This window comes from Ectothiorhodospira lacustris (genome assembly GCF_022227845.1).
In the GTDB taxonomy this organism is placed as follows: Bacteria; Pseudomonadota; Gammaproteobacteria; order Ectothiorhodospirales; family Ectothiorhodospiraceae; genus Ectothiorhodospira; species Ectothiorhodospira lacustris.
In genome coordinates this window covers 71,357-97,264 of the sequence record NZ_JAJNQN010000007.1, presented here as the reverse complement: position 1 = coordinate 97,264, position 25,908 = coordinate 71,357, and the positions used below count along the sequence as shown (strand labels likewise).

25 protein-coding genes are annotated in these 25,908 nt (G+C 64.9%); 13 read left to right on the top strand and 12 right to left on the bottom strand.

The window, feature by feature from the left end; translation table 11 throughout:
• Window positions 1–13: 13 nt before the first annotated feature.
• The 4 genes from LQ956_RS07200 to LQ956_RS07185 all read right to left on the bottom strand — a co-directional run bounded on the left by LQ956_RS07200 (window position 14) and on the right by LQ956_RS07185 (window position 5,017).
• A complete protein-coding gene (locus LQ956_RS07200; RefSeq protein WP_238621407.1) occupies window positions 14–2,371 on the bottom strand; it encodes a putative bifunctional diguanylate cyclase/phosphodiesterase in 2,358 nt (785 codons plus the stop codon).
• Window positions 2,372–2,446: 75 nt separating this feature from the next.
• Window positions 2,447–2,944, bottom strand: coding sequence for a DUF302 domain-containing protein (locus LQ956_RS07195; RefSeq protein WP_238629668.1), 498 nt, complete (start codon window positions 2,942–2,944; stop codon window positions 2,447–2,449).
• A 14-nt stretch (window positions 2,945–2,958) separates the two neighbouring features.
• Entirely contained in the window at window positions 2,959–3,438 is a 480-nt protein-coding gene (locus LQ956_RS07190; RefSeq protein WP_238621405.1) for a C40 family peptidase, read from the bottom strand.
• 13 nt (window positions 3,439–3,451) lie between these two features.
• A complete protein-coding gene (locus LQ956_RS07185) occupies window positions 3,452–5,017 on the bottom strand; it encodes a bifunctional aminoglycoside phosphotransferase/ATP-binding protein (RefSeq protein ID WP_238621404.1) in 1,566 nt (521 codons plus the stop codon).
• An 87-nt stretch (window positions 5,018–5,104) separates the two neighbouring features.
• Between LQ956_RS07185 and mrcB the strand changes: the two genes are divergently transcribed.
• A complete protein-coding gene (gene mrcB, locus LQ956_RS07180) occupies window positions 5,105–7,432 on the top strand; it encodes a penicillin-binding protein 1B (protein ID WP_430733404.1) in 2,328 nt (775 codons plus the stop codon).
• A 54-nt stretch (window positions 7,433–7,486) separates the two neighbouring features.
• On the opposite strand, the gene LQ956_RS07175 is transcribed toward mrcB, so the two are convergent.
• Complete coding sequence (locus tag LQ956_RS07175) at window positions 7,487–8,518, bottom strand: agmatine deiminase family protein (RefSeq protein WP_238621402.1); 1,032 nt, start codon at window positions 8,516–8,518, stop codon at window positions 7,487–7,489.
• Window positions 8,519–8,546: 28 nt separating this feature from the next.
• Window positions 8,547–8,846: a hypothetical protein gene (locus LQ956_RS07170; RefSeq protein WP_238629667.1), complete on the bottom strand. Its 300-nt coding sequence runs from the start codon at window positions 8,844–8,846 to the stop codon at window positions 8,547–8,549.
• Window positions 8,847–8,960: 114 nt separating this feature from the next.
• On the opposite strand from LQ956_RS07170, the gene sfsA reads away from it, so the two are divergent.
• The 3 genes from sfsA (at window position 8,961) to lolD (ending at window position 11,890) form a co-directional block, all read left to right on the top strand.
• Window positions 8,961–9,689, top strand: coding sequence for a DNA/RNA nuclease SfsA (sfsA, locus tag LQ956_RS07165; RefSeq protein WP_238621401.1), 729 nt, complete (start codon window positions 8,961–8,963; stop codon window positions 9,687–9,689).
• Between the two features lie 217 nt (window positions 9,690–9,906).
• Window positions 9,907–11,154 (top strand): lipoprotein-releasing ABC transporter permease subunit, encoded by a 1,248-nt coding sequence (locus LQ956_RS07160; protein WP_238622335.1) that lies wholly within the window; start codon window positions 9,907–9,909, stop codon window positions 11,152–11,154.
• 13 nt (window positions 11,155–11,167) lie between these two features.
• The gene (lolD, locus tag LQ956_RS07155; RefSeq protein WP_238629666.1) at window positions 11,168–11,890 is read left to right on the top strand and encodes a lipoprotein-releasing ABC transporter ATP-binding protein LolD; all 723 of its coding nucleotides are present in this window, start codon (window positions 11,168–11,170) and stop codon (window positions 11,888–11,890) included.
• 324 nt (window positions 11,891–12,214) lie between these two features.
• Here the strand turns inward: lolD and LQ956_RS07150 are convergent, their stop codons facing one another.
• A complete protein-coding gene (locus tag LQ956_RS07150) occupies window positions 12,215–12,775 on the bottom strand; it encodes a DUF2062 domain-containing protein (RefSeq protein ID WP_238622337.1) in 561 nt (186 codons plus the stop codon).
• An 89-nt stretch (window positions 12,776–12,864) separates the two neighbouring features.
• Between LQ956_RS07150 and LQ956_RS07145 the strand changes: the two genes are divergently transcribed.
• On the top strand, window positions 12,865–15,159 hold the full coding sequence (locus tag LQ956_RS07145; protein WP_238629665.1) for a DNA internalization-related competence protein ComEC/Rec2: 2,295 nt from the start codon (window positions 12,865–12,867) through the stop codon (window positions 15,157–15,159).
• A gap of 117 nt (window positions 15,160–15,276) precedes the next feature.
• Window positions 15,277–15,903 (top strand): LysE family translocator, encoded by a 627-nt coding sequence (locus LQ956_RS07140; RefSeq protein WP_238629664.1) that lies wholly within the window; start codon window positions 15,277–15,279, stop codon window positions 15,901–15,903.
• On the opposite strand, the gene LQ956_RS07135 is transcribed toward LQ956_RS07140, so the two are convergent.
• On the bottom strand, window positions 15,844–16,410 hold the full coding sequence (locus LQ956_RS07135) for an acyl-CoA thioesterase (protein WP_238622340.1): 567 nt from the start codon (window positions 16,408–16,410) through the stop codon (window positions 15,844–15,846). The genes LQ956_RS07140 and LQ956_RS07135 overlap by 60 nt on opposite strands.
• A gap of 67 nt (window positions 16,411–16,477) precedes the next feature.
• Between LQ956_RS07135 and LQ956_RS07130 the strand changes: the two genes are divergently transcribed.
• From LQ956_RS07130 to kdsB, 6 genes are read left to right on the top strand one after another with little or no spacing between them, the layout of a single operon-like run.
• Window positions 16,478–17,110, top strand: a complete 633-nt coding sequence (locus LQ956_RS07130; RefSeq protein ID WP_238622341.1) for a MotA/TolQ/ExbB proton channel family protein — start codon at window positions 16,478–16,480, stop codon at window positions 17,108–17,110.
• Window positions 17,107–17,526, top strand: a complete 420-nt coding sequence (locus tag LQ956_RS07125) for an ExbD/TolR family protein (RefSeq protein WP_238622342.1) — start codon at window positions 17,107–17,109, stop codon at window positions 17,524–17,526. The genes LQ956_RS07130 and LQ956_RS07125 overlap by 4 nt, the downstream gene beginning before the upstream one ends.
• Window positions 17,523–19,310 carry a lipid A export permease/ATP-binding protein MsbA gene (msbA, locus tag LQ956_RS07120; RefSeq protein WP_238629663.1) on the top strand — a complete coding sequence of 596 codons (1,788 nt, stop codon included), beginning with the start codon at window positions 17,523–17,525 and terminating at the stop codon, window positions 19,308–19,310. The genes LQ956_RS07125 and msbA overlap by 4 nt, the downstream gene beginning before the upstream one ends.
• 17 nt (window positions 19,311–19,327) lie before the next feature.
• A complete protein-coding gene (gene lpxK / locus LQ956_RS07115; RefSeq protein WP_238630372.1) occupies window positions 19,328–20,335 on the top strand; it encodes a tetraacyldisaccharide 4'-kinase in 1,008 nt (335 codons plus the stop codon).
• Window positions 20,336–20,342: 7 nt separating this feature from the next.
• Complete coding sequence (locus tag LQ956_RS07110) at window positions 20,343–20,537, top strand: Trm112 family protein (protein ID WP_238622345.1); 195 nt, start codon at window positions 20,343–20,345, stop codon at window positions 20,535–20,537.
• A 47-nt stretch (window positions 20,538–20,584) separates the two neighbouring features.
• Window positions 20,585–21,340: a 3-deoxy-manno-octulosonate cytidylyltransferase gene (kdsB, locus tag LQ956_RS07105; RefSeq protein ID WP_238622346.1), complete on the top strand. Its 756-nt coding sequence runs from the start codon at window positions 20,585–20,587 to the stop codon at window positions 21,338–21,340.
• On the opposite strand, the gene LQ956_RS07100 is transcribed toward kdsB, so the two are convergent.
• Genes LQ956_RS07100 through LQ956_RS07090 form a run of 3 tightly spaced genes read right to left on the bottom strand, consistent with a single transcriptional unit; the run spans window position 21,337 to window position 23,994 of the window.
• Window positions 21,337–22,278: a metal ABC transporter permease gene (locus LQ956_RS07100; protein ID WP_238622364.1), complete on the bottom strand. Its 942-nt coding sequence runs from the start codon at window positions 22,276–22,278 to the stop codon at window positions 21,337–21,339. The two genes, kdsB and LQ956_RS07100, sit on opposite strands and share 4 nt — an antisense overlap.
• Window positions 22,278–23,087, bottom strand: a complete 810-nt coding sequence (locus LQ956_RS07095; protein WP_238622347.1) for a metal ABC transporter ATP-binding protein — start codon at window positions 23,085–23,087, stop codon at window positions 22,278–22,280. Before LQ956_RS07095 ends, LQ956_RS07100 begins: the two co-directional genes overlap by 1 nt.
• A gap of 10 nt (window positions 23,088–23,097) precedes the next feature.
• A complete protein-coding gene (locus LQ956_RS07090; RefSeq protein ID WP_238629661.1) occupies window positions 23,098–23,994 on the bottom strand; it encodes a metal ABC transporter solute-binding protein, Zn/Mn family in 897 nt (298 codons plus the stop codon).
• A gap of 202 nt (window positions 23,995–24,196) precedes the next feature.
• On the opposite strand from LQ956_RS07090, the gene LQ956_RS07085 reads away from it, so the two are divergent.
• Window positions 24,197–25,390, top strand: a complete 1,194-nt coding sequence (locus LQ956_RS07085; RefSeq protein ID WP_238629660.1) for a BaiN/RdsA family NAD(P)/FAD-dependent oxidoreductase — start codon at window positions 24,197–24,199, stop codon at window positions 25,388–25,390.
• 16 nt (window positions 25,391–25,406) lie between these two features.
• Here LQ956_RS07085 and LQ956_RS07080 read toward each other — a convergent pair whose 3' ends face one another.
• Window positions 25,407–25,862 (bottom strand): NapC/NirT family cytochrome c, encoded by a 456-nt coding sequence (locus tag LQ956_RS07080; protein ID WP_238622350.1) that lies wholly within the window; start codon window positions 25,860–25,862, stop codon window positions 25,407–25,409.
• Window positions 25,863–25,908: the final 46 nt, after the last annotated feature.

Below are 25,908 nucleotides of genomic sequence, written 5' to 3'. Positions count from 1 at the left end.
ATGGGGGCAGTCGTTACGGCTCGTCGGAATGGGACGCTCCCGTTTCCGGGCTGAACAGCCTTTCGCACTGCTCCGGCGGTAGTGGTCGGCCGTAAAGGTATCCTTGCGCCTGCTGGCACCCTCGGGCCTTGAGCCAGGCGGCCTGTGCCGGGGTCTCGACACCTTCCGCCACGCAGATCAGAGACAGACTCCTGGCCATGGCCAACACTGCCTCGGCAACGGTTTCCCCTTCCTCATCGCCCCCTGATTCCAGGTCCTGCACGAAACGCTTGTCGAGCTTCAAGGTGTCCACCGGGAAACGTCGCAGATAAGCCAAGGACGAATAACCGGTGCCGAAGTCATCCACGGACAGCGAGATACCCAGTCCCACCAGTCGCTGCAGCACGGAGGCCGCGGTGTCCATATCTTCCATCAGGCCACCTTCAGTCAGCTCCAGTTCCAGGGCTGCGGCGGGCAACCCCGACTGTGCCAGCGCTTTTTCCACCCTTTCCAGCAGGTCTGCCTGGTAGATCTGTACGGTGGACAGGTTGACCGCCATGGTCAGTGTCGGGTGACCGTGTTCCCGCCAGTGCCGGGCCTGTCGGCATGCCTCGTGCAGAACATAATCCCCAATTTCAATGATGGTGCCGTTGGCCTCGGCTCTGGGGATGAACATGTCCGGGGGCACGTTTCCCCGGTCAGGGTGCTGCCACCGCAGCAGCGCCTCCACACTGACGATACGGCCGGTTTCCAGATCAATCTTGGGTTGGTAGTGCAGGCTGAACTGGCCTTCTTTAAGTCCTTTTTCCAGGTCCTTGTCCAACTGCTTGAGGGTGGTGTGATTGGCCAGCATCGCCGGCTCATACGACCGGATATTCCGGCGGTGGTCGGATTTGGCATGCTCCAGCGCGAAGGCGGCCAAGGCGAGCAGTTCCGCGGCATGTTCGGGGTAGGGGGGGCAGGTTATCAGGCCGGCCTTGCCGGTCACGTCGATCCGCCTTTGTCCCACCTGCAGGGGGGAGCCCAGTGCTTTAAGAATCTGTTCCGCAAAGGCCACCGAGTCCTGCGAACCCAAACGGTGCTCGATGAACAGGGCGAACTGGTCACCATAGATCCGGGCCAGCAGTGTCTCCGCAGGGGTGATGGCCCTGATGTTGTCGGTCACCTGAGTCAGCACCTGGTCCGCCACCGACTCACCCCAAATGCGGTTCAGGTCTGCAAATCCCTTGAGGTCCAGCAGGCAAAGGCTGCATGGGATTTGTGTCGACGTGGCGGATTGTAGCCTTTGCTCCAGCAGTTCGGTGAAGTAACGTCGATTGGGCAGGTCCGTCAAGGGGTCATGACGGGCCATATGAGCGATCCGATCCATGGACGCCTGATACATCCTGTATCGGTGGATGAGATCGCGGGCAATGGCGACCGATAGTCCCAGGCTCAGACCCATCAGCAACAGAATCGTGATCAGCAGGATAATCACCTCATGCTGAGCCCGCTTCCGGGCGTTCCCGGCCTTGGTCATGATTTCTCCGGTCAGAGTTATCTCGAGTTCCAGCAGGGCATTGATCCGTTCGGTGGTGATTCTGAACCAGCGGATGGCGCTCAGATATTCGGGTTTGGCCGCCACGCCGTAATTGAGGATGGCCGCGCGCGTGGCCAGCAATTCCTGATTGGCCGGCTGGGCCTCGATGGTGACGAGGAGGTCGGCCAGATGGGGTGGGGCGAGCGCCATGAACTGGCCGCGATGATTGCCCTGAATGGCAACCGCGCCGACATAATGCTGGAACACCAGCGAATCCGGTGCCCGTGCGCCCAGCCAGGCACTGCCCAGTGCCCGTTCAAGACCCGAATACTCTTTGAGGAGGAGCAATGGCCGGTACGCCGTGATGAGTTTGCGGATATCCGCGTCGGGCAGTGTCTCGGGGATATGGGTGGCGATCAGGATCATCGCCTCCACCAGGCGGTTGTAAAGGAGCAGCGCCTCGATAGGCTCCAGCCCGAGGTGGTCCACTTCGATGCGGTGGTTTTCCAGGTGATCCAGATCGGCCAGCAGCCTTCCCATCAGTTGCTGAAGGACGGGGTCTTCGATATCCGGGGATTGTCTTGCCAGGGGTATGAAACGCGCCATGACGGCATCCGTACTCTGACGCGCCTCTTCCAGAATGATCTGGAAATCGTTGTCCCGGGCGCTCAGAAAGCCCACGGAGCTGCCTCGTTCCGCCTGCAGCGCGTGAATCAGTCGCTTGCCTTCCAGGGCGAGACCGGCGGCAGCCAGGCCCTGGGACACATCATGGCTGAACTGTTGTCGGTCAAAGAGTGCCATCCCGGCTATCACCATGAAAGCGATGATGGGTGCGCCAATGGCCAGGCTGATGCGGGGGCTGAGCCGATCCATGAGCCCTCCGGAGGGGGGATCCAGTGATGCCGACAGTATCCGGTGCCGTTGCCCGACTGTCCATACCGACACCGCTTAGAACGCCAGCGCTTCCCGCACGATCTCGTCCAGCAAGGTATCCACCGCTTCCAGGGCCTCCCGGGATCGGGCGTCCCCCAGCAGGGTGGGACGCCGGTAGGCCAGGTGGATGGTGCCCGGCTCATCCGCCAGTTCGTACACGCTGATGACGTAGGGACAGAAGACGATGTGATGGGGTTCGGCCTCCATCATGCGCCGCGACAGCAGGGCACTGCAGAACTCCAGGGCCTCGGCGTGCAGAAAGATTGCTTCCCCCCCGATGTCCGCCCCGGTGCGGGAGAGCATGGGACCGATGTGGGCCACGTTGTTGATGACGATGCCCCGGTCGATGATGGCCATCTCCACGGCCTCCCGGTACAGGGCATAGTCACCCCCGATGCTGTAGACCTTCAGGTGCTCATTCGCGACCCTTGGTTCCACGGCCTGGGCGGGCAGGCTCAGGGCCGAAGCACTCAGCAGGACGAGGCACAGGGTACGGATGGATAGCGGCATCATGGTCGGGCGCTCCTTCAGGGTGAGTAGAAATGGCCGGCATGCAGGAACCGCCGGCTCCAGTAGGGATGATCCAGATCTTCCGTGGTGACGGGCCGTCCGCTGGAAGGGGCATGCACGAAGCGTCCGTCACCGATGTAGATGCTCACATGGCCGGGGCCGGCACGGCCGGTGCGAAAGAACAGCAGATCCCCCGGGGTCAGTGCATCTGTTGAAATCCGCCGGGCACCCTGACTCTGGGTGGTAGTGGTCCGGGGCACCGGAATGCCCGCGTTGTGGTGGGTAAACCATACCAGCCCGCTGCAATCAAAGCCCTTCTCCGGGGAGGTGCCGCCATACCGATAGGGCTTGCCCACCATGGACAGGGCATGAAACACGACCTGAGATCGCTGGGCATCCAGCACCTGGGGGTCCGCGGGCGGATGCGACGGTGTGGTGCCGCAGGCCCCCAGCAGCAGTGCGGCAAGGGGCAGGGCAAGGCGAAGCCATGGGCTCATCGGATTCGCCCCGTCAGTCCGGTAGGGTAATCAGCAGTCCCCGCATCTCATCCACCGGCGATGGCCGGTCCGCCAGGATGATGATGACAGGCTCATTCGGCTCCAGCGGGTCGTGGTGTTGCAGTTGCATCTCCAGCACCTCCAGATCGGCGTCCGAGGCATCATCGCCCGTAGCCGTGCGTCGGCTGATCCGTGCCCGCAGACAGTCCGGATCCGCCCGATAATCCAGTATTCTGAACGGGACGCCCAAGTGCCGGGCCAACTCGGCGAAGTGGTCGCGGGCGTTCGCCTTGAGAAAGGTGGCATCCACGATTACCGGATGACCGGCCCGGATCAGCAGGCCCGACAGTTCCGCCAGCCGATCATAGGTGCGCCGGGTCAGGTCTTGACCGTAAAGGCCCTGCTGGTAGCTGTTTGTACCTCGATCGGTGGCGGCCATGCCCGCCAGACGTTTGCGCTCCACGTCGGAGCGGATGCGAATGGCGCCGGTGGCTTCCAGCAGGGGCTGACTCAGAGTGGTCTTGCCGCTGCCGGAAAAGCCGTGGTTGATGAACAGGGCCGTCGGGCCGGGTCGGGTGAATCGTTCCGCCAGTTGCAGATACGTCCGGCAGGCAGCCGTGGCTGCCCGGGTCTCCGCTTCAGACAGATCCGACTGTCCCAGGCGGATGGCGGCCACCTTGGCCCGTACCATGGCCCGGTAGACCTGGTAGAAACGCAGCAGAGGCATACCTTCGTAGTCGCCCGTGGACTCCAGCCAGGCATTGAGAACCCGGTGGGCATGGGCCTCGGCACCCCGGTCGATGAGGTCCATGGTGAGGAAGGCCACTTCGCTGATGATGTCGATCCAGCGCAAGGCCGGGTTGAACTCGATGCCGTCGAACAGGGTGGGTTCCCCGTCCACCAGGGCGATGTTGCCCAGGTGGAGATCGCCGTGGCATTCGCGGATGAAACCGTCCCGGCGACGCTGTTCCAGCAGGGGGGTGAGGGCCTGGTGTCGTGACCGGGTCCAGGCTTCCAGCGGGTCCAGTGGCGCAAGGTCCAGCCCGGCCGGTTGCAGATGCCGGATGTGCTCGAAGTTCTGCACCATGGGCGCCAGTACCTGTAGCGGGTGGCCGTAGTCCGTGCTGGCCGGGATTTTGGCATGGAACCGGGCCAGCCGGGCGGCGATCGGATCCATCAGGTCCAGGGACAGCCGGCCCTGTTCCTGGAGGTGATCCAGGGTGTCGGCGGGATCGAAGCGGTGCATGCGTACCGCATATTCAAAGGCGAGGCCGGGGCCGTCGAAGACCGGGTGTTCCGGGCTGCCGGAAAAGGCGACGACGCCATCGTAGACCTTCGGGGCCAGGCGGGTGTTGAGGCGCACTTCTTCTTCACAGTAATGCCGTCTTTGTTCAAGGCTGGAAAAATCCAGAAACCCCAGGCTCACCGGTTTCTTGAACTTGTAGGCAAATTCGCCGGCCAGCAGCACCGTGGAGATGTGGGTCTCGATGCACTGCACCTCACCCACGGGATGGGGATAGGCCGCCGGATGTTTCAGGGTCTGGATGAGCGTCTGCTGCGTCGTCTGATCGGGGGGCATGAGGGTGTGAACAGGCTCCGGATGGGCGACTGGATTCAAGGGTATAGTGTAGGGCACAAAACCGCAGCCTTCCTGTCGATCAATGTCATGACCCAGACCCGCAAGCCTTCCACCTCCCGCCGCCCCGCCCGCGGCAAGACGCGTGCCCGCACTGCGCCCCGCAAAGGAGGCAAGTCCCGGCCGCCCCGGCGATTCCGGCTCTGGCCCCTGCTGCTGGTGATCCTGGTGTTCGGCGGTGTGGTACTCGGGAATCACGCGATGCAGCTGGATCGGCAGATCCAGGCCCAGTTCGAGGGCAAGCGCTGGGCGTTGCCGGCGCGGGTGTTCGCCCGCCCCCTGGAACTGTATGCCGGACTGCCCCTGGATGCCGATTCTCTGGTCAGGGAACTGAGCCTGCTGCACTACCGGGAAGGGGATCGGGAGGGGGAGTACCGGCGCCAGGGGAACAGTCTGGTCATCCGCACCCGGGGATTTCCCTTCGCCGATGGGCATGAGCCACCCCGCCGGGTCCGGGTGGGTTTCAGCGGCGGGCAGGTTTCGGTCCTGGAGGACCTGGAAGCCGGCGGCCCTCTCTCCCTGCTGCGGCTGGAGCCGGTACCGATCGCCAACATCTACCCCTCCCACGGGGAGGACCGGGTGCTGGTGCGTCTGGAAGATGTGCCGGCGGAGTTGATCCAGGCCCTGCTGGTGGTGGAAGACCGCAAGTTCTACCGGCACTTCGGGATCGATCCTATGGGCATCGCCCGGGCCGCCCTGGCCAACCTGCGGGCGGGGCGCACCGTCCAGGGGGGGAGCACCCTGACCCAGCAGCTGGTGAAGAACTACTTCCTCACCGACGATCGTACCCTGGCGCGCAAGTTCAACGAAGCCATCATGGCCCTGCTGCTGGAACGGCGCTATGACAAGAATGAGATCCTTGAGGCCTACCTGAACGAGGTCTATCTGGGCCAGGACGGCGGTCGCGCCATTCACGGGTTCGGGCTGGCCAGCCAGTTCTATTTCCAGCGTCGCCTCAATGAATTGGAAGTGCCGGAGATGGCCCTGCTGGTGGGTATCATCCGCGGACCGAACTTCTACGAACCCCGTCGCCGTCCGGAGCGGGCCATGAACCGTCGTAACCTGGTCCTGGGACTGATGGGGCAGGCGGGGTATCTGAGCGCGGAGGAACTGACCCAGGCCCAGGCCCGGCCGCTTCACGTCAGTGCCCAGGCCCCTTCCGGTGTCAGCCCCTTCCCGGCCTACATCCAGCTGGTACGGGAGCAGCTGCGCCGGGATTACCGGGACGAGGATCTGCGGGAAGAGGGGCTACTGATCTTCACCACCCTGGATCCGATGGCCCAGCTGGCGGCCGAGCAGGCCCTGACCCGGGAGTTGGACCGGCTGGAGCGGGAGCGGCGCCTGGAGGCGGGGAGCCTGCAGGGGGCGGTGGTGGTGACCAGTGCCGACAACGGCGAGGTTCTGGCCCTGGTGGGGGACCGGCAGATGCGTCAGGCCGCCTTCAACCGGGCCCTGCAGGCCCGTCGGCCGGTGGGGTCGGTGATCAAGCCGGTGGTCTACCTGGCAGCCCTGTCCCGGCCGGAGCGCTTTACCCTGGCCACCCTGCTGGATGATGAGGCCCTCACCGTGCGCCTGGAGAACGGCGATACCTGGACCCCGCGCAATGCCAACCGTCAATATCACGGCTGGGTCACCACCCAGGAGTCCCTGGTCCAGTCCTATAACATCGCCACCACCCGGCTGGGCCTGAATCTGGGCATTGCCTCCGTGGTGGATCAGCTCAACGCCCTGGGGCTGGAGCGTCGGGTGCCGCCGTTCCCCTCGCTGGTGCTGGGGGCGGTGGATATGACGCCCCTGGAGGTGACGGCGCTGTATCAGGGGCTGGCCTCCGGCGGCTACCAGGTCCCCTTGCGGGCGATCCGGGAGGTGGTGGACCGGGAGGGTCAATTGTTGCAGCGTTATCCCCTGTCTCTGCGTCTGGCGGCGGATCCCGAGGCGGTCTACCTGGTGACGGCGGCGTTACATGAGGTGACCCGCAGCGGTACCGGTCGCGCCCTGCAGCGGCGGCTGCCGGCGGATCTGCCGGTGGCGGGCAAGACGGGCACCACGGATGAGTTGCGTGATGCCTGGTTTGCCGGTTACAGCGGGGATGTCCTGTCCGTGGTCTGGGTGGGGCGGGATGACAACCAGCCCACCGGGCTGACCGGTGCCAGCGGCGCCCTGCCGGTCTGGGGTGAGGTAATGGCCCGGGTGGCCCGGCGGGGGCTGTCGCAGACGCCGCCGGAGGAGATCGAGTGGCTGCTGGTGGACCCGGCCTACGGTCTGCGGGCAGTGGAACAGTGCGAGACCGCGCGCTGGATGCCGTTCATCCGCGGCTCGGCCCCCCGGGAGTATTCCCCCTGCGGGATGATGCCATAGCCCCCGTTCGCCGGCAGGCCGGCTCCCACAGAGGCTCAATGTGCCATCTTGCGGTCAGTCGATGGCGGCCGGTAGTTGCATGGTGACGCAATGCAGGCTACCGAACTGGTGGATCAGGGGCCGGCAGTCGATACCCACGATCTCCCGGTCCGGGAAGGCCTGCGCCAGCCGGGTGAGCGACACTCCATCGATAGGGTCCCCATAGGTCGGCACCAGCACCGCCCTGTTGATGATCAGGAAATTGGCATGGGTCGCGGGCAAGCGGCGACCTTCCTCGTCGTAGATCGGGGCCGGTAGGGGCAGGGGGATCAGCCGGTAGGGCTCCCCATTCGCGGTCCGGAAGGCTTCCAGCTCTGCCGTCATTGCCGCCAGGGGGGCGTGGTGAGGGTCTTTGGGGTCATCACAGACTACATGGGCAATGGTGTCGGGGCTGCACAGCCGGGCCAGGGTGTCCACATGGCTGTCGGTATCATCCCCAGCCAGATGACCCCGGCTCAGCCACAGGACCCGCTCCACGCCCAGCTCCCGGCGCAACACGGCCTCGATCGCGGCCTCGTCCAGGTCGGGGTTGCGGGTGGGTGTCAGCAGGCACTGGCGGGTGGTGAGTAGGGTGCCCCGGCCGTCCGACTCGATGGAGCCGCCTTCCAGCACGAAATCCACCGTGGCCAGGGGCAGGTTGCCGAAAGCCCCTTGCTGGTGCAGCCGGCGGGTGACCTTATTGTCCGCCTCGGCCGGGTACTTGCCGCCCCAGCCGTTGAAAGTGAAATCCAGCAGCAACGGGGCGCCGTCGGCCAGCACGGTGATCGGACCATGATCCCGAGCCCAGGTGTCGTTGGCGGGAGCCAGCCCGGTGATCACCCGCGTCATGTCCACGCCCGCCTCGGTCAGACGCCGACAGACATGGGCCTCGTGGGCCTCATCCTGACAGGTGACCACCAGGCCCTGGCGCAGGGTGACTTCATGGGCGATCCGGCAGAAGACCGTTTCGGCTTCCTCCAGGATCGGTGCCCAGTCGGTGTCTTCATGGGGCCAGGTGAGCATCACGGCGCTCTGAGGCGCCCACTCGGGGAGCAGGGTGCGGGACATGAATGTATCTTCGGGTTTTATGCAGGGATCAGGGGTGCAGGGCGTCGGTCCGGCTGCCGCGCACCACGGTATGGACCACATGATGGCCCTCAAAGACCACGGCAAAGCCGTCATAGTCCCAGCGGGTGATGGGGGGGGCGCCCACGGTGGGGTGACGGACTTCCGGCTCACCATGGCGATGCAGCACCGTGTTCTTGTGCATGCCACGGGCAGGCTGCTCAGGTTGCTGCACGACCCGGGGTTCGCCGCTGGGCATGACGAGGACATCGGCGGTCGCAGTGGATACCATGAACAGGGCCCCGGCAAGGACTGCGCAGAAGGCGGGCATTCTTGGCATCATGGTCTCCGAACTAAACTATACGAGCTTGAATATAGCACCGCACCCAGGGTGAGGAAATACCGACTGTTCCCGCCCGTTCCCCCGATGGAGACCCTTCGTCCGATGATCTTTTCCCAGCCCCTGACATCCGGCATCCTGCAGCGGCGTTACAAGCGTTTTCTGGCCGATGTCCTGATGGATGACGGTGAGACGATCACCGCCCATTGTCCCAACACCGGTTCCATGCTGGGCTGCATGACGTCGGGGGCCCGGGTCTGGCTCAGTCGTTCCGACGATCCCAAGCGCAAATACCCCCATACCTGGGAACTGGTGGAGGCCGACGGGGTCTTTGTGGGCATCCATACCGGTCGCAGCAATGCCTTGGTGGAGGAGGCCCTCAGGGCAGGACGGGTGCCGGAGTTGGCACACTTCACCGGCCTGCGCCGGGAGGTGAAATACGGCCTGCATAACAGCCGCGTCGACCTGCTGCTGGATCTGAACGGGGTGGATTGCTACGTGGAAGTGAAGAACGTCACGGCGGCCGTACAGGGGGGCGTGGCCCTGTTTCCCGATGCCGTGTCCAGTCGCGGCAGCAAGCATCTGCGGGAGCTGATCGCCATGGTGGAGGCGGGACATCGGGCGGCCCTGATCTTCTGTGTCCAGAGGGAGGATGTCCATCAGGTCCGGCCTGCCGACGCCATCGATCCGGAATACGGGATCTGGCTGCGCCGGGCCCATGCGGCCGGGGTTGAGGTGCTGGCGCTGGGCGCCCGGGTCTCGCCTTGCGGGATTGAACTCATGCGTCCCCTGCCGGTGGACCTGTCGATTCGGGGGCCGTCATCGCCTCTCTGACATGGTGTTTCAGGAACGTCATTCCCGCGCAAGCGGGAATCCAGTCAGGGGCTGAAGATCCTGGACTCCCGCTTTCGCGGGAGTGACGGCAGGGGGGCGGGAGTGACGGCAGGGGGGGTGAGTAGTGACGGCAGGGCAGGGGATGGGGGGTGACGGCAGAGAGATTGTTCAGTGTTTCCACATATGAATTCACCTTGGCCTGTGATTTAATCCGCCCATGTTTCGACCCCTTGAGATCTTCGTCGGCCTTCGCTACACCCGTGCCAAGCGCCGCAACCACTTCATTTCCTTCATCTCCCTCATTTCCATGCTGGGGATTGCCCTGGGCGTCACCGCGCTGATCACGGTGCTGTCGGTGATGAACGGGTTCGAGAAGGAGCTGCGTGAACGCATCTTGGGCATGGCCTCCCACGCCACCATTGCCGAATTCGACGGGCGCCTGCGTCACTGGCCCGAGGTGATGGCCCAGGTGGAAGGGGCCGCCCGGGTCGTGGGCGTGGCGCCCTTCGTGGAGGCGGAGGGAATGTTTTCCAGCGGCCAGCAGGTCAGCGGGGCGATGATCCGCGGCGTCGTGCCCGACCTGGAAGCCCGGGTCTCCCGGGTGGGTGAACACATCGTCCTCGGCAGCATGGATGAATTGCAGCCGGGACGCTTTGGGGTGGTGCTGGGGCGGGAGCTGGCGCTGGCCCTGGGGGTGGGGGTGGGCGACAAGGTGACGCTGATCACTCCCCAGGCGGCGGTGACCCCCGTGGGCGTGCTGCCGCGTATGCGCCGTCTGGATGTGGTGGGGGTGTTCGAGGTGGGCATGTTCGAATATGACCGCAGCAGTGCCTTCATTCACCTGAACGATGCCCAACAGATCTACCGGATGGATGATGCCGTCACCGGCCTGCGCCTGAAACTGGATGACATGATGCGGGCACCGCTGATCGCACGGCAGGTAGCGTCGGAGCTGGAGGGGCGCTTCTGGGTCAATGACTGGACCCGCCAGCACGCCAATTTCTTCCGCGCCGTACAGACGGAAAAGACCGTCATGTTCATCATCCTGTCCCTGATCGTGGCGGTGGCGGCCTTCAATATCGTTTCCACCCTGGTAATGGTGGTGATCGACAAGCAATCGGACATTGCCATCCTGCGTACCCTGGGAATGACGCCGTTCTCGGTGATGCTGGTCTTCATGGTCCAGGGGACGTTGATCGGTGTGGTCGGTGCGGTGCTCGGGGTGCTCGGGGGGATCACGCTGGCCCTGAACGTGGAGACCATCGTCCCCGCCATCGAGTCCCTGCTGGGCCTCAAGTTCCTGTCGCCGGATGTGTACTACATCTCCGACCTGCCGTCCGACCTGAAGCTGCAGGATGTCACGCGGGTGGGCCTGCTGGCCTTCGGTCTGACGGTGATCGCCACCCTCTACCCGGCCTGGCGGGCCTCCCGCACCCAGCCGGCCGATGCCCTTCGATACGAGTAGCGGGAGAACGCATATGGTGGATTGGCAGATCGATACCCGAGGCCCGGTGGTCCAGTGCCGGGGCCTTGGCAAGACCTTCGATGAAGGGGGCCTCAAGGTGGAGGTCCTGAGTGCCGTCGACCTGGAGGTCCAGCCGGGGGAAAAGGTGGCCATCGTCGGTACCTCGGGCAGCGGCAAGAGTACCCTGCTGCATCTGCTGGGGGGGCTGGATCTGCCTACCCAGGGTACGGTGAGTATCTGCGGCCAGGATGTGGCCCGGCTCTCCGACGCCCGACGCGGCAAGCTGCGTAACCGGCATCTGGGGTTCATCTACCAGTTTCATCATCTGTTGCCCGAGTTCACGGCGCTGGAAAACGTGGCCATGCCGCTGCTGATCCGTGGCGAGAACCCGGGGATGGCGGCGGATCGTGCCCGCAGTCTGCTGGAGCGGGTGGGGCTGACCAATCGGGTCGCCCACAAGCCGGGGGAACTCTCCGGCGGGGAGCGCCAGCGGGCCGCTATCGCCCGGGCCCTGATCACCGAGCCCCACGCGGTGCTGGCGGATGAACCTACCGGTAATCTGGACCGTGGGCGGGCGGAGGAGATCTTTCAGTTGATGCTGCGTCTGAATCGCCAGTTGCGCACCGCCTTTGTGGTGGTCACCCACGACATGCAGCTGGCGGAGCGCATGGACCGGGTCATGATGCTGGAAGAAGGGCGGCTAAGGCCCCTGCGCCGGGCACCGGCGCCTGCATAGGCAGGTTTTCGGGAATATCCCGAATCAATCTTTGCCTTATCCCACAACTCTTCCTTCATCTCTCAGGTCATTTCCTTATCTCACAGGTCATTTCCTTATCTCGCAGGTCATGCCCTATCTCACAGGTCATGCCCTTATCTCGCAGGTCATGCCCTATCTCACAGGTCATGCCCTTATCTCGCAGGTCATTCCCGCGAAAGCGGGAATCCAGGTTATAGACTGAAGGCTCTGGGCTCCCGCTTTCGCGGGAGTGACGGCAGGGAGGTACGGGAGTGACGGCAGGGAGGTGCGGGAGTGATGGCAGGGAGGCTATTCAGAGCTATCTTATGGATCGGTGGGGGGAGAAGAGGATTCCCGGCGGCGTCCGAGCCGGGGCAGGCGCCGTCGCTTGAGATCCAGGCGCCGCACGATGTGCAGCCGCCATAGTAGCCGTATGGTGATGTATCCCGCCAGTCCGGCGATCACGCTCATCACCAGACTGCCCAGCAGCAGCGGTTTCCAGATCACCACCAACTCTCCGGTGAACCAGGACAGGTTCAACTCAAAGGAAAAACCCCGCCGTGGCTCACCCATCAGGAACCGCCCGATGGTGTAGGCGGCGTAATAGATGGGGGCCATGGTGAGGGGGTTGCTGATCCAGACCAGCAGCACGGAAATGGGCAGGTTCACCCGCACGATGATCGCCAGAGCGGCTGCTGTCAGCATCTGGGCCGGGATCGGCAGAAAGGCCACGAACAGACCGACGCCGAAGGCCCCCGCCGCGGACCGTCGGTTCAGATGCCACAGGTTGGGGTCATTGAGCACCGCGCCGAAAAAGCGCAGGGATTCATGCTCCCGTACTTTGTGGTAGGTTGGAAACAGGCTCTTGATGAGCTTTTTTGCCATGGATTCTTGCACGGTTCAGGGTGCCGCGGCCCCGCGACGGATGCCACGGGCGGGCCGCCCATTATGGATGCTTTTCCAGGGAGCGGAAGATGCAAAGCCAGGCCTTGGCGTTTCTTCTCGGGGTGGTGGCTCTCCACAGCCTCCCCCATCTGCCCGCGCTTGCGTGGGTCGTTGTCTGCCTGGCCGTGCCCCTATTCTACAGATTCATGCCTTCGGCGCGATGGCCGGCCATCGCCCTGTTGGGCTTTTCATGGGCCTTGTTGCACACTCATCTGGTGGCCGGTCCATGGCTGCCCGCGGGACTCTCCGGACAGGACATGACCCTGATCGGGGTGGTGGATTCCCTGCCGGAAGCACTGGATCGCGGGGTTCGCTTCGGTTTTCGGGTCGAAGGTTGGGCGGACGGCGCCTACGACCCGGACGAGAGGTTGCCCCGGCGGGTGCGGGTGGCCTGGTACGGGCAGTCTCCCGACATGGTGCCCGGGGAGCGCTGGCAACTGACCCTGCGCCTGCGCCGGCCCACGGGGTTTCGCAATCCCGGCGGCTTCGATTATGAGGGCTGGCTGTTTCGCCAGGGTTACGGCGCCACCGCCTATGTGCGAGAGCCGGACTCGGCGCGGCGGCTGGGCATGGATGACCGTCCGATCCATCGACTGCATCGCCTGCGGGCCGATCTGGTCGAGCGGATGGAACTGGTGCTGGACGAGCGCCCCTACGCCGGGATTCTGCGGGCACTGGCGGTCGGGGATCGGTCCGGTATCGGGCCGGAGCAGTGGACCACCTTGATTGATACCGGCACCAACCATCTGATGGCCATCTCCGGCCTGCATGTGGGGCTGATGGCGGGGATGGGGTATGGCCTGATGCTCTGGGGCTGGCGACGGGTGCCAGGGCTGGCGCTGCGGCTGCCCGCTCAGCGGGCGGCGGTGATCGGTGCCCTGATCTGTGCCGCCGGTTATGCGGCCTTGGCCGGATTTGCCGTCCCCACCCAGCGGGCCCTGGCCATGCTCGTGGTGGCCCTGGGTGCCCTGTGGCTCGGGCGCGTGGCCCGGCCGGGCCGGACCCTGGCACTGGCGCTCCTGGTGGTGCTGTGTCTGGATCCGCGTGCGGTGCTGGATGCCGGGTTCTGGCTCTCCTTTGCCGCCGTGGGGGTGATCCTCTATGCCATGACGGGGCGGCTGCAGAGGCCCAGGGGGGTCGCAGCGGTCCTGCGTATCCAGTGGGTGGCGGGGGTGGGGCTGCTGCCCCTGACCCTGGTGATGTTCCAGCACGGGTCGCTGGTCTCGCCACTGGCCAACCTGGTGGCCGTGCCCTGGGTCAGCGTGGTGGTCGTCCCCCTCACCCTGGGCGGCGTGCTGCTGGCTCCGCTGATCCCCTGGGCCGCGCAGTGGTGTTGGCTGGCGGCCCATCTGGCCGTTAGCCTCCTGTGGCCGCTGCTGGAGCACATGGGATCATGGCCCTGGTCCCTATGGCGGGCGGCGCCGCCGTTCTGGACCTTGTGGCCCGCCCTGCTGGGGCTGGCCCTGATCCTGGCGCCCCGTGCCCTGCCCGCCCGCTGGCTGGGGGTGTTCTTGCTGCTGCCCATGCTCTGGCCGATCAGGCCGTCACTGCAGCCCGGTGAATTCCGGCTCACCGTGCTGGATGTGGGGCAGGGGCTGGCCACGGTGGTGCAGACCCGGGACCATACCCTGGTCTACGATACGGGGCCGCGCTTTAGCCCACGCTTTGATGCCGGTTCGGCGGCGGTGGTCCCCTATCTGCGGCATCTGGGAAGGGGGCAGGTGGACCGGCTGGTGGTCAGCCATGGCGACAACGATCATATCGGCGGTGCCCACGCCATCCTTGACAGTCTTGCGGTGGGCGAGGTATTGAGCCGCTCTCCGGTGCGGCTACCCCATGCCCGGAGCCGGGAATGCCTGCGGGGCGAGGCCTGGCAATGGGACGGGGTGACGTTCCGGATGCTGCATCCGCCGCGGGGCTGGGGGGATGATAATGACTCCTCCTGCGTGCTCCATGTGAGCGGCCCCGGTGGTTCGATGCTGTTGCCGGGGGATGTGGAGCGCCTGGGGGAGGCCGTGCTGGTGCGCGGCGAAGGGAAGGGACTGGCCGCGGATGTGTTGGTGTTGCCTCATCACGGTTCCAGCACGTCCTCGTCGGAGGCCCTGCTGGACCGGGTCTCACCCCAGCTGGCCCTGGTGAGCACCGGTTTTGAAAACCGCCTGGGACACCCCCATGACGAGGTCCTGGCCCGGTTGAGGACTCGCGGGATTCAGTGGCTGGACCCGGTCCATGAAGGCGCCCTGCGGGTGGACTTCGTGCCGGGGGAGGGGGTGACGGTGCAGCCGGGCCACCGCCATGCGGCGCGTCGCCACTGGCACCGCTGAGGGGCCGGCACGTCATTCCCGCGCAAGCGGGAATCCAGCAGATGACAGCCGGCAGATACGTCGTTCCCGCGCAAGCGGGAATCCATCGATCGAATACAGGAATAAAAAGGTAATTTGATGATCGCCAGCCTGAGCACCGGGATGATCCTGGGGTTTTCCGCCGGGATGGCGCCGGGTCCCTTGCTGGCCCTGGTGATCTCCGAAACCCTGCAATATGGTGCCCGTGCCGGGATCAAGGTGGCCCTGGCGCCGGTGCTGACGGACCTGCCCATCATCCTGCTGACCCTGTTCGTGCTCAGCCGGCTCTCGGGACTGGATACGCTGTTGGGACTGATCTCCCTGGGAGGCGGGGTGTTCCTGTGTTACCTGGCTTGGCAGGGACTGACATTTTCCGGCAGCCCCATGGGGGCGGAGGCGGCGCCCCGGGCACGGTCACTGCAGAAGGCGGTGCTGGTCAATGTCCTGAGTCCACACCCCTATCTGTTCTGGCTAACCGTGGGAGGCCCGGTCACGGTCAGGGCGCTGGAACACGCCTGGTTTGCCGGCGCCGCCTTCATCGGCAGCTTTTACCTGCTGATGGTGGGTGCGAAGATGGGCATTGCCGTGTTGGTCGGGCGATCAAGGCGGCTACTTTGCGGCAGGCCCTACATCTACACCATGCGTGCCCTGGGTGGGATGCTGCTGCTACTGGCCCTGTTCCTGCTCCATGATGGGTTGGTGCTGATCGGCGTGATCCTGCCCTGACCCGGTACGGGTCCCGGAGCGCGGCTTGTACTGCTGACGAATCTGTCCATGCCGTCGTTCGATCTCCTGGCGCAGTTCCCGGCGCATGGCGGCATTTTCGTACCGGCGTCGCTCGGTGGGGGTCTCGATCTCAAGTGAAGGGACCCGGACCGGGCGACCGTTCTCGTCCACCGCCACCATGGTGAAGTAGGAGGTCATGGCGTGGCGGCTCTGGTGCCGGATGATGTCCTCGGCAATCACCCGGATGCCTACTTCCATGGAGGTCTTGCCGGTGTAATTGACCGAAGCCATGAAGGTCACCAGTTCCCCGACGCGCAGGGGTTCGCGAAAAAAGACCTGGTCCACCGACAAGGTGACCACGTAGTTGTTGGAATAACGCGCCGCGCAGGCATAGGCCGCCTGATCCAGCAGTCGGAGCGTGGCGCCGCCGTGGACATGCCCGGAAAAGTTGGCCATATCCGGTGTCATCAGCACGCTCATGGTGAGGGTCTTCTGCTGTTTTTCCATTTTTCCTTCAAGCCCTTGTTTCAAGTATCATGCCCTCCAGTCCAATCAACCCGGAGTGATGCAAGACGTGTTTGAACTGGTCAAGGCCGGTGGCTGGCTGATGCTGCCCATCATCGCATGTTCGGTGATTGCGCTCTCCATCGTGATCGAGCGCTTCTGGACTTTGCGCCGCCGCCGGGTCATCCCGTCCCAGCTGGTGGTGCAGATCTGGCAGTGGATCCAGGCCGGTGAACTGGATGATGCCCGCATCCGCACCTTGCGGGAGGGTTCGCCCCTGGGTCGTATCCTGGCCACCGGGCTCGTCAATCGGCGCAGCTCGCGGGAGGTCATGAAGGAGACCATCGAGGAAACCGGTCGTCGCGTGGCCCATGAGTTGGAGCGCTTTCTCAATACCCTGGGTACCATCGCCGCCATCACCCCTCTGCTGGGTTTGCTGGGTACCGTCGTCGGCATGATACAGGTGTTTTCCGTCATCACGGCAGTGGGCGTGGGCAGTCCCGGTGAATTGGCCGCCGGTATCTCCCAGGCCCTGATCACCACAGCGGCGGGGATCTCCGTGGCCATTCCCGCCATGATCTTCCATCGCTATTTCCGCGGCCGGGTGGATGAACTGGTGCTGGACATGGAGCAGGAGGCCATCAAGCTGGTGGAAGTGCTCAAAGGAGAACGGGTGGCCGCACCCGGGGTGAAGCCGTCTTGAATTTCCGTCGTCGACAGACCGAGGAGATCGGGGTCAACCTCACACCCCTGATCGATGTGGTGTTCCTGCTGCTGATCTTCTTCATGGTGTCCACTACCTTTGACCGGCATTCCGTGCTGCAGCTGGAACTGCCCCGCGCCGAATCACCGGAACAGGAGAGTCCGCCCAGCGCGCTGGACCTGGTGATTGATGCCCAGGGACGCTATTTCCTGGATGGCGCCGAGTTGGTCAATACTCGCCCCGAGACCCTGCGGGCGGCAATGGTGGAGCTCCTGGCAGGCCGGGCGGATATGCCCCTGGTGATCCGGGCCGATGCCCGCACCCCGCACCAGTCCGTGGTCACCGCTATGGACGTAGCCGGCCGCCTGGGGGTGTCCCGCCTGTCCATCGCCACCCTGGGTGGTGACCCGGAATGAGTCGTCATTCATCACTGCCCGGACAGACCCAGTATCAGATCCCCGGCGTGGAGGTCTATCGTCGGCTGCTGTCCCATTCCCTGAAATACTGGCCCTATCTGCTGATGGCCCTGGTGGCCATGCTCATCACCGCCGCCACCGAGACCGGCTTCGCGGCCCTGATGCGGCCTCTGATGGACGGCAGTTTCGTGGACCGGGACCCGGATGCCATCCGCTGGATCCCCTTGGCCATTATCGGCATCTTCTTCATTCGCGGCGTGGCGGAGTTCGTGTCCAATTACACCATGAAGTGGGTCGGGCGGCAGGTGGTCAAGGAACTGCGCGGGCGCATGTTCCAGCACCTGTTGCAGATGCCCGTGTCCTATTTCGATCGCAACGCCGGTGGCCAGCTTATTTCCCGCCTGACCTACAACGTAGAGCAGGTGGCGGCGGCCTCCACCGACAGCATCACCATCCTGATCCGGGATACGGTCACGGTACTGGGTCTGCTGGGCTGGATGCTGTATTTGAACTGGAAGCTCACCATGGCGGTCCTCATCGTGGCCCCGGCGGTGGCCTTTGCGGTCAGCCGGGTGACCCGGCAGTTTCGCAAGATCAGCCGGCGTATCCAGGCTTCCATGGGAGATGTGACTCATGTGGCCGGGGAGGTGATGGACGGCAACCGGGTGGTCAAGATCTTCGGTGGGGAGGGCTATGAACAGTCCCGCTTCGATGAGATCAACGAACGTAACCGTCGCCTGCACATGAAGATGGTGGCCACCCAGGCCAGCAACCTGCCCATCATCCAGTTCTTCGTCGCCATCGCCTTGGCCCTGATCGTCTGGATCGCCACCCATGAGTCCCTGCTGCAGGACGTCTCGGTGGGAACCTTCGTCTCCTTCATCACCGCCATGCTGCTGCTGCTGACGCCCATCCGCCGCCTGGTGAACGTGAATGCCATGTTGCAGAAGGGTATCGCGGCCGGGCAGAACATCTTCGGTCTGCTGGATGAGCCCCTGGAACGGGATCAGGGCACCCTGTCCCTTGAGCGGGCCGGGGGGGAGATCCGGTTGCAAGGCGTGAGCTTCAGCTACGACGCCGCCAAGGGGGATGTGCTGCGGGAGATCGATCTTGAGGTGGCCCCGGGAGAAACCGTGGCCCTGGTGGGGCGTTCCGGCAGCGGCAAGACCACCCTGGTCAACCTGTTGCCTCGTTTCTATGAACCCCAGCGGGGCGAGGTGCTGCTGGACGGGGTGGACATCCGCCGGTACCGCCTGGCCGATCTGCGTCGCCAGATCGCCTATGTGGGTCAGCATGTGACCCTGTTCAACGACACCATCGCCAACAACATCGCCTACGGTAGCCAAGTGGATCCCTCCGATGAACGCCGGATCCTGGCGGCGGCAGAGGCGGCCCAGGCCATGGAGTTCATCCGCCGTCTGCCCGAAGGGCTCAACACCATGGTGGGGGACAACGGGGTCTTGCTCTCCGGCGGTCAGCGCCAGCGTCTGGCCATCGCTCGAGCTTTGCTCAAGGACGCCCCCATCCTGATCCTGGACGAGGCCACCTCGGCCCTGGATACGGAGGCCGAACGGCATATCCAGAGGGCGCTGGACAACCTGCTGCGCAATCGCACCACCCTGGTCATCGCGCACCGCCTGTCCACAGTGGAAAAGGCGGACCGCATCGTGGTGATGCAGGAAGGACGCATCCTGGAGACCGGGAGCCATCGGGACCTGTTGGCCCGGGACGGCATGTATGCCCGCCTGCATCGCCTGCAGTTCAATGATGTCGGGATGGAATAGGTCTTGAGACGGGGGGCGTGCGGCCGGTGAAATCCCTGGATCATTACTGGAACGACCGCAACCCGGTCGCCCTGGCCCTCTATCCGCTGTCGCTGCTCTACACCGCCGTGGTCCTGCTCAACCGGGCCCGGCATCGCCGCCGCAATCGCTATCGTCCCCGGTTGCCGGTGCGGGCGGTGATCGTGGTGGGCAACCTGACCGTGGGGGGAACCGGCAAGACGCCCATGGTGGTCTGGCTCTGCGGTCTGCTCAAGGACCACGGCTACCGTCCCGGGGTGGTCAGCCGGGGGTACGGGGGGCAGGCCCGGCACTGGCCTCAGCCGGTCACGCTGGAAAGCGATCCGACCCAGGTGGGGGACGAGCCGGTGCTGATCGCCATCCGCGGCGGTTGTCCGGTCTATGTGGACCCGGATCGCAACCGGGCGGCGCGGGCGCTGCTGGCGGCCCATGACTGCGACGTCATCGTCGCCGATGACGGCCTGCAGCATCATGCCCTGCAGCGGGATCTGGAGATTGTCATGGTGGATGGCCAAAGACGCTTCGGCAACGGCCTGTGCCTGCCGGCGGGTCCGTTGCGCGAGCCGCCGGGACGACTGGACGAGGTGGACTTCGTGGTGGTCAACGGCCCGCCCCGTCCCGGCGAGCAGACCATGCAGCTCACCGGCCGTATGGCCCTGTCGGTGCGACGGCCGGAGCAGGTCATGTCCCTGGATGCCCTGGCTGGCCGACGGGTCCATGCCCTGGCCGGTATCGGTCATCCGCCCCGTTTCTTCGACATGCTCGCGGCGGCCGGTCTGGAAGTGATCCCCCACGCCTTTCCGGATCATCATCCCTACACGGTGGATGAGATACGCTTTGATGACGGTCTTCCGGTACTGATGACCGAGAAGGATGCCGTAAAATGCCGGGGCATGGCTGGCCCCGAACACTGGTTTGTACCCGTCAGCGCCGTGCCCGAGCCGGCCCTGGCATCGGCAATACTGCGCGCGGTCCAGGCCCTGGATCGCCTTCACAGCTTGAGGTAATGGAACGATGGACAAACGCTTGCTCGATATTCTGGTCTGCCCGGTCACCAAAGGTCCCCTGATCTATGACAAGGACCGCGGCGAACTCGTCTCACGCGGCGCCCGGCTGGCCTATCCCATCCGCGACGACATCCCGGTGATGCTGGAGGACGAGGCCCGCCGGTTGACGGAAGAGGAGCTGGAGAAGTGGAAGGAAAAGTGACCCGCCCAGGGTCATCGACGGTCGTCGTCACAGGGGGGAAGTACTGAATGTCCTTCAAGGTGGTCATCCCGGCTCGCTATGGCTCCACGCGCCTGCCCGGCAAGCCGCTGGTGGATCTGGCGGGCAAGCCCATGGTGCGCCACGTCTGGGAGCGCGCCCAGGCCAGCGGGGCAGAGGATGTGGTCCTGGCCACGGACGATGCCGGGATCGAGGCGGCCGCCCGGGCTTTCGGTGCCCGGGTCTGCCTGACCTCGGTGCACCATACTTCCGGCAGCGACCGCATCGCGGAAGTGGCGGCGCGGATGGACTGGCCGGATGACGCCATCGTGGTGAACCTGCAGGGGGATGAGCCCCTGACACCCCCCTCTATCGTGCGCCAAGTGGCCGAGAATCTGGCGGCCCATCCCGAGGCCGTGATCGCCACCCTGTGCACCCCTATTACCCGGGCGGCCCAGCTCTATGATCCCCACACCGTCAAGGTGGTGCGGGATGCTCGGGATTTTGCCCTCTATTTCAGTCGTGCCCCGATTCCCTGGGAACGGGATGCCCTGGATATGGAGGTGTCACCGGCCCTGCAGGTCTGTCGGCGTCATATCGGCCTGTATGCCTACCGGGTGGGGTATCTCAAGTGCTTCACCCGCATGGAGAGCTGCGCCCTGGAGCGGATTGAGAGTCTGGAGCAGTTGCGGGCCCTCTATCATGGGGCAAGGATCCACGTGGGCACGGCCCTGGAAACTCCGCCGGCGGGGGTGGACACCCAGGAGGATGTGGAGCGGGTCACCCTGGTGCTGCGCCAGACCTAGTTGGAGGGAGAGGGCGCGTGCAGGCGTCGGGCGCGCCACCACCTTGCCAGCAGGCCATGGCGGGGGGCCAGCAGCAGGCTGACCAGGAACAGGCCCGCTGCCACCAACACGATGGCGCCTCCCGATGCCACGTCCAGCCGGAAGGACAGGTAGAGTCCTACCACCGATGCCGTCACCCCCACGGCCACCGACAGCAGCATCATGGTGGTCAGCCGTTCCGTCAGCAGATGGGCGGTGGCCCCCGGGGTGATGAGCATGGCCACCACCAGAATGATCCCTACCGTTTCCAGGCTGGCGACGATGGTCAGGGTCAGCAGCAGGATCAGCCCGTAATGGATCAGCCCGGTGTTGAAGCCCAGGGCCTGGGCCTGCATCGGGTCGAAGGTGTACAGCAGCAGCGGCCGGTAGAAGGCCCACACCGCCAGCAACGCCACCACTCCCGAGAACAGGGTCAGCAGCAGGGCCGGATACTGGACCCCCAAAACATTGCCGAACAGGATGTGCATGAGATGGGTGTTGGTGGCGATCTTGCTGATGATGACCACCCCCAGGGCAAAGGCCGCCGTGAACATCAGGCCCATGGCGGCATCCGCCTTGAGGCGGGTATGCCGTTCCAGGGCACCGATACCCACGGAGGTCAGGGCGCCGGCGATGAAGGCACCGATGAAGAAGGGCCAGCCCAGCAGATAGGCAATGGCTACGCCGGGCAGGACCGCATGGGAGATGGCATCTCCCAGCAGCGACCAGCGCTTGAGCACCACAAAGCAGGACAGCAGGCCGCAGATGGCACCCACCAGGATGGCGGTGAGCAGGGCGCGCTGCATGAAGCCGTAGCTGAAGGGTTCCGCCAGGGCATCGGGCAGCAGGCCCACCCCCAGCATGAGTACCGCCAGCAGACCGTCGATCAGCCCGATGCCCAGGGTTTCCAGCGTCTCCATCACGGGAAGGCCTCCAGAGGTGGGTCGCGCCGGGCCACCGGCCGCCAGCCGGCCACCGCCGTGCGTGCCAGCATCTCGTCCACCAGCATGTTATCGGGCGCGCCCATACCCACGATGGTGCGATTGATCAGCAGCACCTGGTCGGCATAGCGCCGGGCACTGTCCATGTCGTGGGTGACCATCACCACCGTGCGGCCGGCGGCCCGCTGCCGGGTCAGCAGGTCCAGGATTAGCCGTTCACTGGCGGCATCCACCCCGGCCAGGGGTTCGTCCAACAACAGCAGCCGGGCTTCCTGGGCCAGCGCCCGGGCCAGCAGCACGCGCTTTTTCTGGCCGCCGGAGAGGGCGCCGATGGGGCGGTGGGCGAAATCCTGCATGTTTACCGCCTGCAGGGACCGGTGCACCACGTCCCAGTGGCGGGGGTGGGTCCAGCGGGGGGGCAGCAGTCGGCGCCACCAGGGATCACCGCGCATGTGGCCGAAACGTCCCGTCATCACCGTGTCCTGCACGGAGATGGGGAAATCCCATTCCACCGCCTCCTGCTGGGCCATGTAGGCGATATACCCCAGGCGGCGCTGCCGGGACGGCGCATCACCCAGCACCGTGACTTCTCCGCTCAGCGGCTTCATCACCCCCAGCAGGATGCGGAACAGGGTGGACTTGCCGGCGCCGTTGGGACCGATGATGGCGGTCCACTTGCCCGCAGGCAGGGCGATGTCCACGTCTTCCAGCACCGACTGGCCGTCATAGGCCGCGCTGAGTCCTTTCACTTCCACGGCCATGGGTTTGGAGGGCAGTCTCAAGACCACGTCGATGTCCTCATTGTGCCCCCAGATGCCGACGCAGCAGGGCGGCGTTATGACGCATCATGGCCGCATAATCCTCGGCGCCGCTACCGGGTCCTCCCAGGGAGTCCACATAGAGCGGACCGGCCACGGCGATGCCGGTGTCGGCGGCCACACTGCGCACATACCGATCCGTGATGGTGCTTTCCCAGAACAGGGCCCGTGGCCGGTGTTCGCGCACCCGATCCACGATCCGCATGATCTGCCTGGGGGAGCCCTCGGTTTCCGCATTGGTTCCCCAGACGCCGTCATGCTCGAAACCGTAGGCGGCGGCAAAATAGACGAAGGCGGCCTCGCTGGTGATCAGCAGGCGCTGATCCTCCGGGATGGCGGCCAGGGACCGACCGAGTTCTTCATGCAGGGCCAGCAGGCGTTGTTCCAGCCGGTCGGCCCGTTGCCGGAAATCTTCCGCCCGCTCGGGCCATTGCTTGGCCAGGGCTGCGGCGATGGCATGGCCGTAGGCGGACGCCGCCCGCGGATCCATCCACAGGTGTGGATCTGGCACACCTGCGAACTCACCGGTGATGATGGGCCGGGTCTCGAATCCGGACGCTTCGGCGACGGCGATCACGGGGGTCCGGGTGCGCACGGTGCCTTTCACTTGGGGCATCCACTGCTCCAGATTCAAGCCGTTGTAAAAGACGATATCCGCCCGTTCCAGGGACATGAAGTTCCGTGGGGTGAGTTCCCAGTCGTGGACCTCGGCGCCCACCGGGGTGAGCACGTCAACGGTGATGTCCTCACTGGCGACTTCCCTGACCAGGTCGCCCAGTATGGAGAAGGTGGCCACCACCCGGTCCTCCCGCGCCCCGGCGGGGGCGGTCCAGGCGGCCAGGAGTAGGAGCAGGGTGAGCAGGCTGGTGCGGAACATGGGGGTAATCCTTTTGGGTGGCGTTCTTTTTTGATAATTAGACTTATTCAATATTATAAGTTCCACGTCGTTCCTCTTTTGTCGCCCCAATGCCCCCTTCGTTACTCCCGCGACAGCCAGCGCGGGAATGCCGGATTCGGAGCATCCCCTTCGGGAAAAGGGCTTATCATTTTCCCGTCCGTCTGATTTAGAATCGCCTCCCATGAATCCTCCCCCCATGGCTCGCCACTTTGATGTGGTCATCATCGGCGCCGGTGCCTCCGGGCTCATGTGCGCCGCCGCCGCCGGCACCCGCGGCCGGCGCGTGCTGGTGCTGGACCATGCCAACAAGGTGGGCAAGAAGATCCTCATGTCCGGCGGCGGGCGTTGCAATTTCACCAATCGTCATGTGGGGTCGGACAACTATCTGTGCCGTAATCCCCATTTCGTCAAATCCGCCCTGAGCCGCTATACCCCGGCGGACTTCATTGCCCTAGTGGAACGTCACGGCATCGCCTATCACGAGCGCAGCCATGGACAGCTGTTCTGCGATCATTCCGCCAAGGATATCGTCCGTATGTTGCTGGACGAGTGCGAGGCCGCTGGTGTGCGTGTCGAGACCCGCAGTCCGGTCAGCGACCTGCGGATCGGTGAGCCTCATCGACTGTCGTCTCCCCTGGGCCCGGTGAGCTGCGAGTCCCTGGTGATTGCCACTGGCGGGTGCTCCATTCCCACCCTCGGGGCCACCGACTTCGGCATGGCACTGGCACGCTCCCTGGGCATGAGGGTGCATCCGCCCCGGCCCGCCCTGGTGCCCCTGACCCTGTCCGGACGCACCCTGGAGCGGGTGCGCGATCTCTCCGGCATCGCCCTGGAGGCGCGGGTGACCGTGGCGGGCCACGCCTTCAGGGAAAACCTCCTGTTCACCCACCGCGGACTCAGCGGTCCCGCCGTGCTGCAGGCCTCTTCCTACTGGGAACCGGGTCTGCCGGTGGAGATCGACCTGTTGCCGGATCTGGACCTGGCCTCCCATCTCGACCGGCTTCGCCGCGAGCGACCCAAAATGGCCCTCAAGACCTGGCTGGGGCAGTACCTGACCCGACGGGTGGCCCAGCGCTGGTGCGAGTGCTGGATGGAGGACAAGCCGCTGGAGCAACTCACTGCCGTGGATATCGAGGCGGTGGAGGCCGCCTGCAAGCGCTGGACCGTCTGGCCCTCCGGCACGGAAGGGTATCGGACTGCCGAGGTGACCGTGGGCGGGGTCGACACGGAGGCCCTGTCGTCGAAGACCATGGCCTGCCGGGACCGGCCGGGGTTGTATTTCATTGGTGAGGTGATGGACGTGACGGGGCATCTGGGCGGCTACAACTTTCAGTGGGCCTGGTCATCGGGCCACGCGGCGGGGCAGTGCGTGTAAGGTTCGCCCGGCCCGCCTACCGCCGCCCATAGCGCTGTTCCCTCACCGCCGCCACATGTCCCGACTCATGGCAGGCCGTGCAGCTGCCCGTCGCCGCCATGTAGCCCTCATGCCGGGCCAGGAAGAAGGGCTGATGGACCGCCGCCGTCTCCGTCAGGTGGCAGCCCTTGCAGTTGGCCTGGGTCTTTTCGGGGTATGAGGGTAGCCGGTCGTGGTGGGGGTCCCGCTGTCCTGTGAAGACCAGGAACATCTTGCGCGCGCCTTGCACCTTGTCCCGCACGAAGCCCCCCGTGTGGCAGTCCAGACAACCCACCTCGGGGTGTTGCCCCTGATCCCAGGAGACCTTCTCGTAGGCGTGACAGCTGCTGCAGAAGGCATCGGTGGTGGTCATGTGGTGCCCGGCGGTGCCCCCCAAGGCCAGCAATGCCAACAGGATGAGGAGCGCGGCCATGGTCCGGAACATCTTCATCATTCTGTCCTTCCCGCTCGGGCGGGCCGACCGGCCCGCCGGTGGTCTC

Coding starts and splice junctions, on each gene's coding strand:
- LQ956_RS07200 (WP_238621407.1), bottom strand. CDS start 2,371: ATGGATCGGCTCAGCCCCCGCATCAGCCTGGCCATTGGCGCACCCATC.
- LQ956_RS07195 (WP_238629668.1), bottom strand. CDS start 2,944: ATGATGCCGCTATCCATCCGTACCCTGTGCCTCGTCCTGCTGAGTGCT.
- LQ956_RS07190 (WP_238621405.1), bottom strand. CDS start 3,438: ATGAGCCCATGGCTTCGCCTTGCCCTGCCCCTTGCCGCACTGCTGCTG.
- LQ956_RS07185 (WP_238621404.1), bottom strand. CDS start 5,017: ATGCCCCCCGATCAGACGACGCAGCAGACGCTCATCCAGACCCTGAAA.
- mrcB (WP_430733404.1), top strand. CDS start 5,105: ATGACCCAGACCCGCAAGCCTTCCACCTCCCGCCGCCCCGCCCGCGGC.
- LQ956_RS07175 (WP_238621402.1), bottom strand. CDS start 8,518: ATGTCCCGCACCCTGCTCCCCGAGTGGGCGCCTCAGAGCGCCGTGATG.
- LQ956_RS07170 (WP_238629667.1), bottom strand. CDS start 8,846: ATGCCCGCCTTCTGCGCAGTCCTTGCCGGGGCCCTGTTCATGGTATCC.
- sfsA (WP_238621401.1), top strand. CDS start 8,961: ATGATCTTTTCCCAGCCCCTGACATCCGGCATCCTGCAGCGGCGTTAC.
- LQ956_RS07160 (WP_238622335.1), top strand. CDS start 9,907: ATGTTTCGACCCCTTGAGATCTTCGTCGGCCTTCGCTACACCCGTGCC.
- lolD (WP_238629666.1), top strand. CDS start 11,168: ATGGTGGATTGGCAGATCGATACCCGAGGCCCGGTGGTCCAGTGCCGG.
- LQ956_RS07150 (WP_238622337.1), bottom strand. CDS start 12,775: ATGGCAAAAAAGCTCATCAAGAGCCTGTTTCCAACCTACCACAAAGTA.
- LQ956_RS07145 (WP_238629665.1), top strand. CDS start 12,865: ATGCAAAGCCAGGCCTTGGCGTTTCTTCTCGGGGTGGTGGCTCTCCAC.
- LQ956_RS07140 (WP_238629664.1), top strand. CDS start 15,277: ATGATCGCCAGCCTGAGCACCGGGATGATCCTGGGGTTTTCCGCCGGG.
- LQ956_RS07135 (WP_238622340.1), bottom strand. CDS start 16,410: ATGGAAAAACAGCAGAAGACCCTCACCATGAGCGTGCTGATGACACCG.
- msbA (WP_238629663.1), top strand. CDS start 17,523: ATGAGTCGTCATTCATCACTGCCCGGACAGACCCAGTATCAGATCCCC.
- LQ956_RS07110 (WP_238622345.1), top strand. CDS start 20,343: ATGGACAAACGCTTGCTCGATATTCTGGTCTGCCCGGTCACCAAAGGT.
- kdsB (WP_238622346.1), top strand. CDS start 20,585: ATGTCCTTCAAGGTGGTCATCCCGGCTCGCTATGGCTCCACGCGCCTG.
- LQ956_RS07100 (WP_238622364.1), bottom strand. CDS start 22,278: ATGGAGACGCTGGAAACCCTGGGCATCGGGCTGATCGACGGTCTGCTG.
- LQ956_RS07090 (WP_238629661.1), bottom strand. CDS start 23,994: ATGTTCCGCACCAGCCTGCTCACCCTGCTCCTACTCCTGGCCGCCTGG.
- LQ956_RS07085 (WP_238629660.1), top strand. CDS start 24,197: ATGAATCCTCCCCCCATGGCTCGCCACTTTGATGTGGTCATCATCGGC.
- LQ956_RS07080 (WP_238622350.1), bottom strand. CDS start 25,862: ATGATGAAGATGTTCCGGACCATGGCCGCGCTCCTCATCCTGTTGGCA.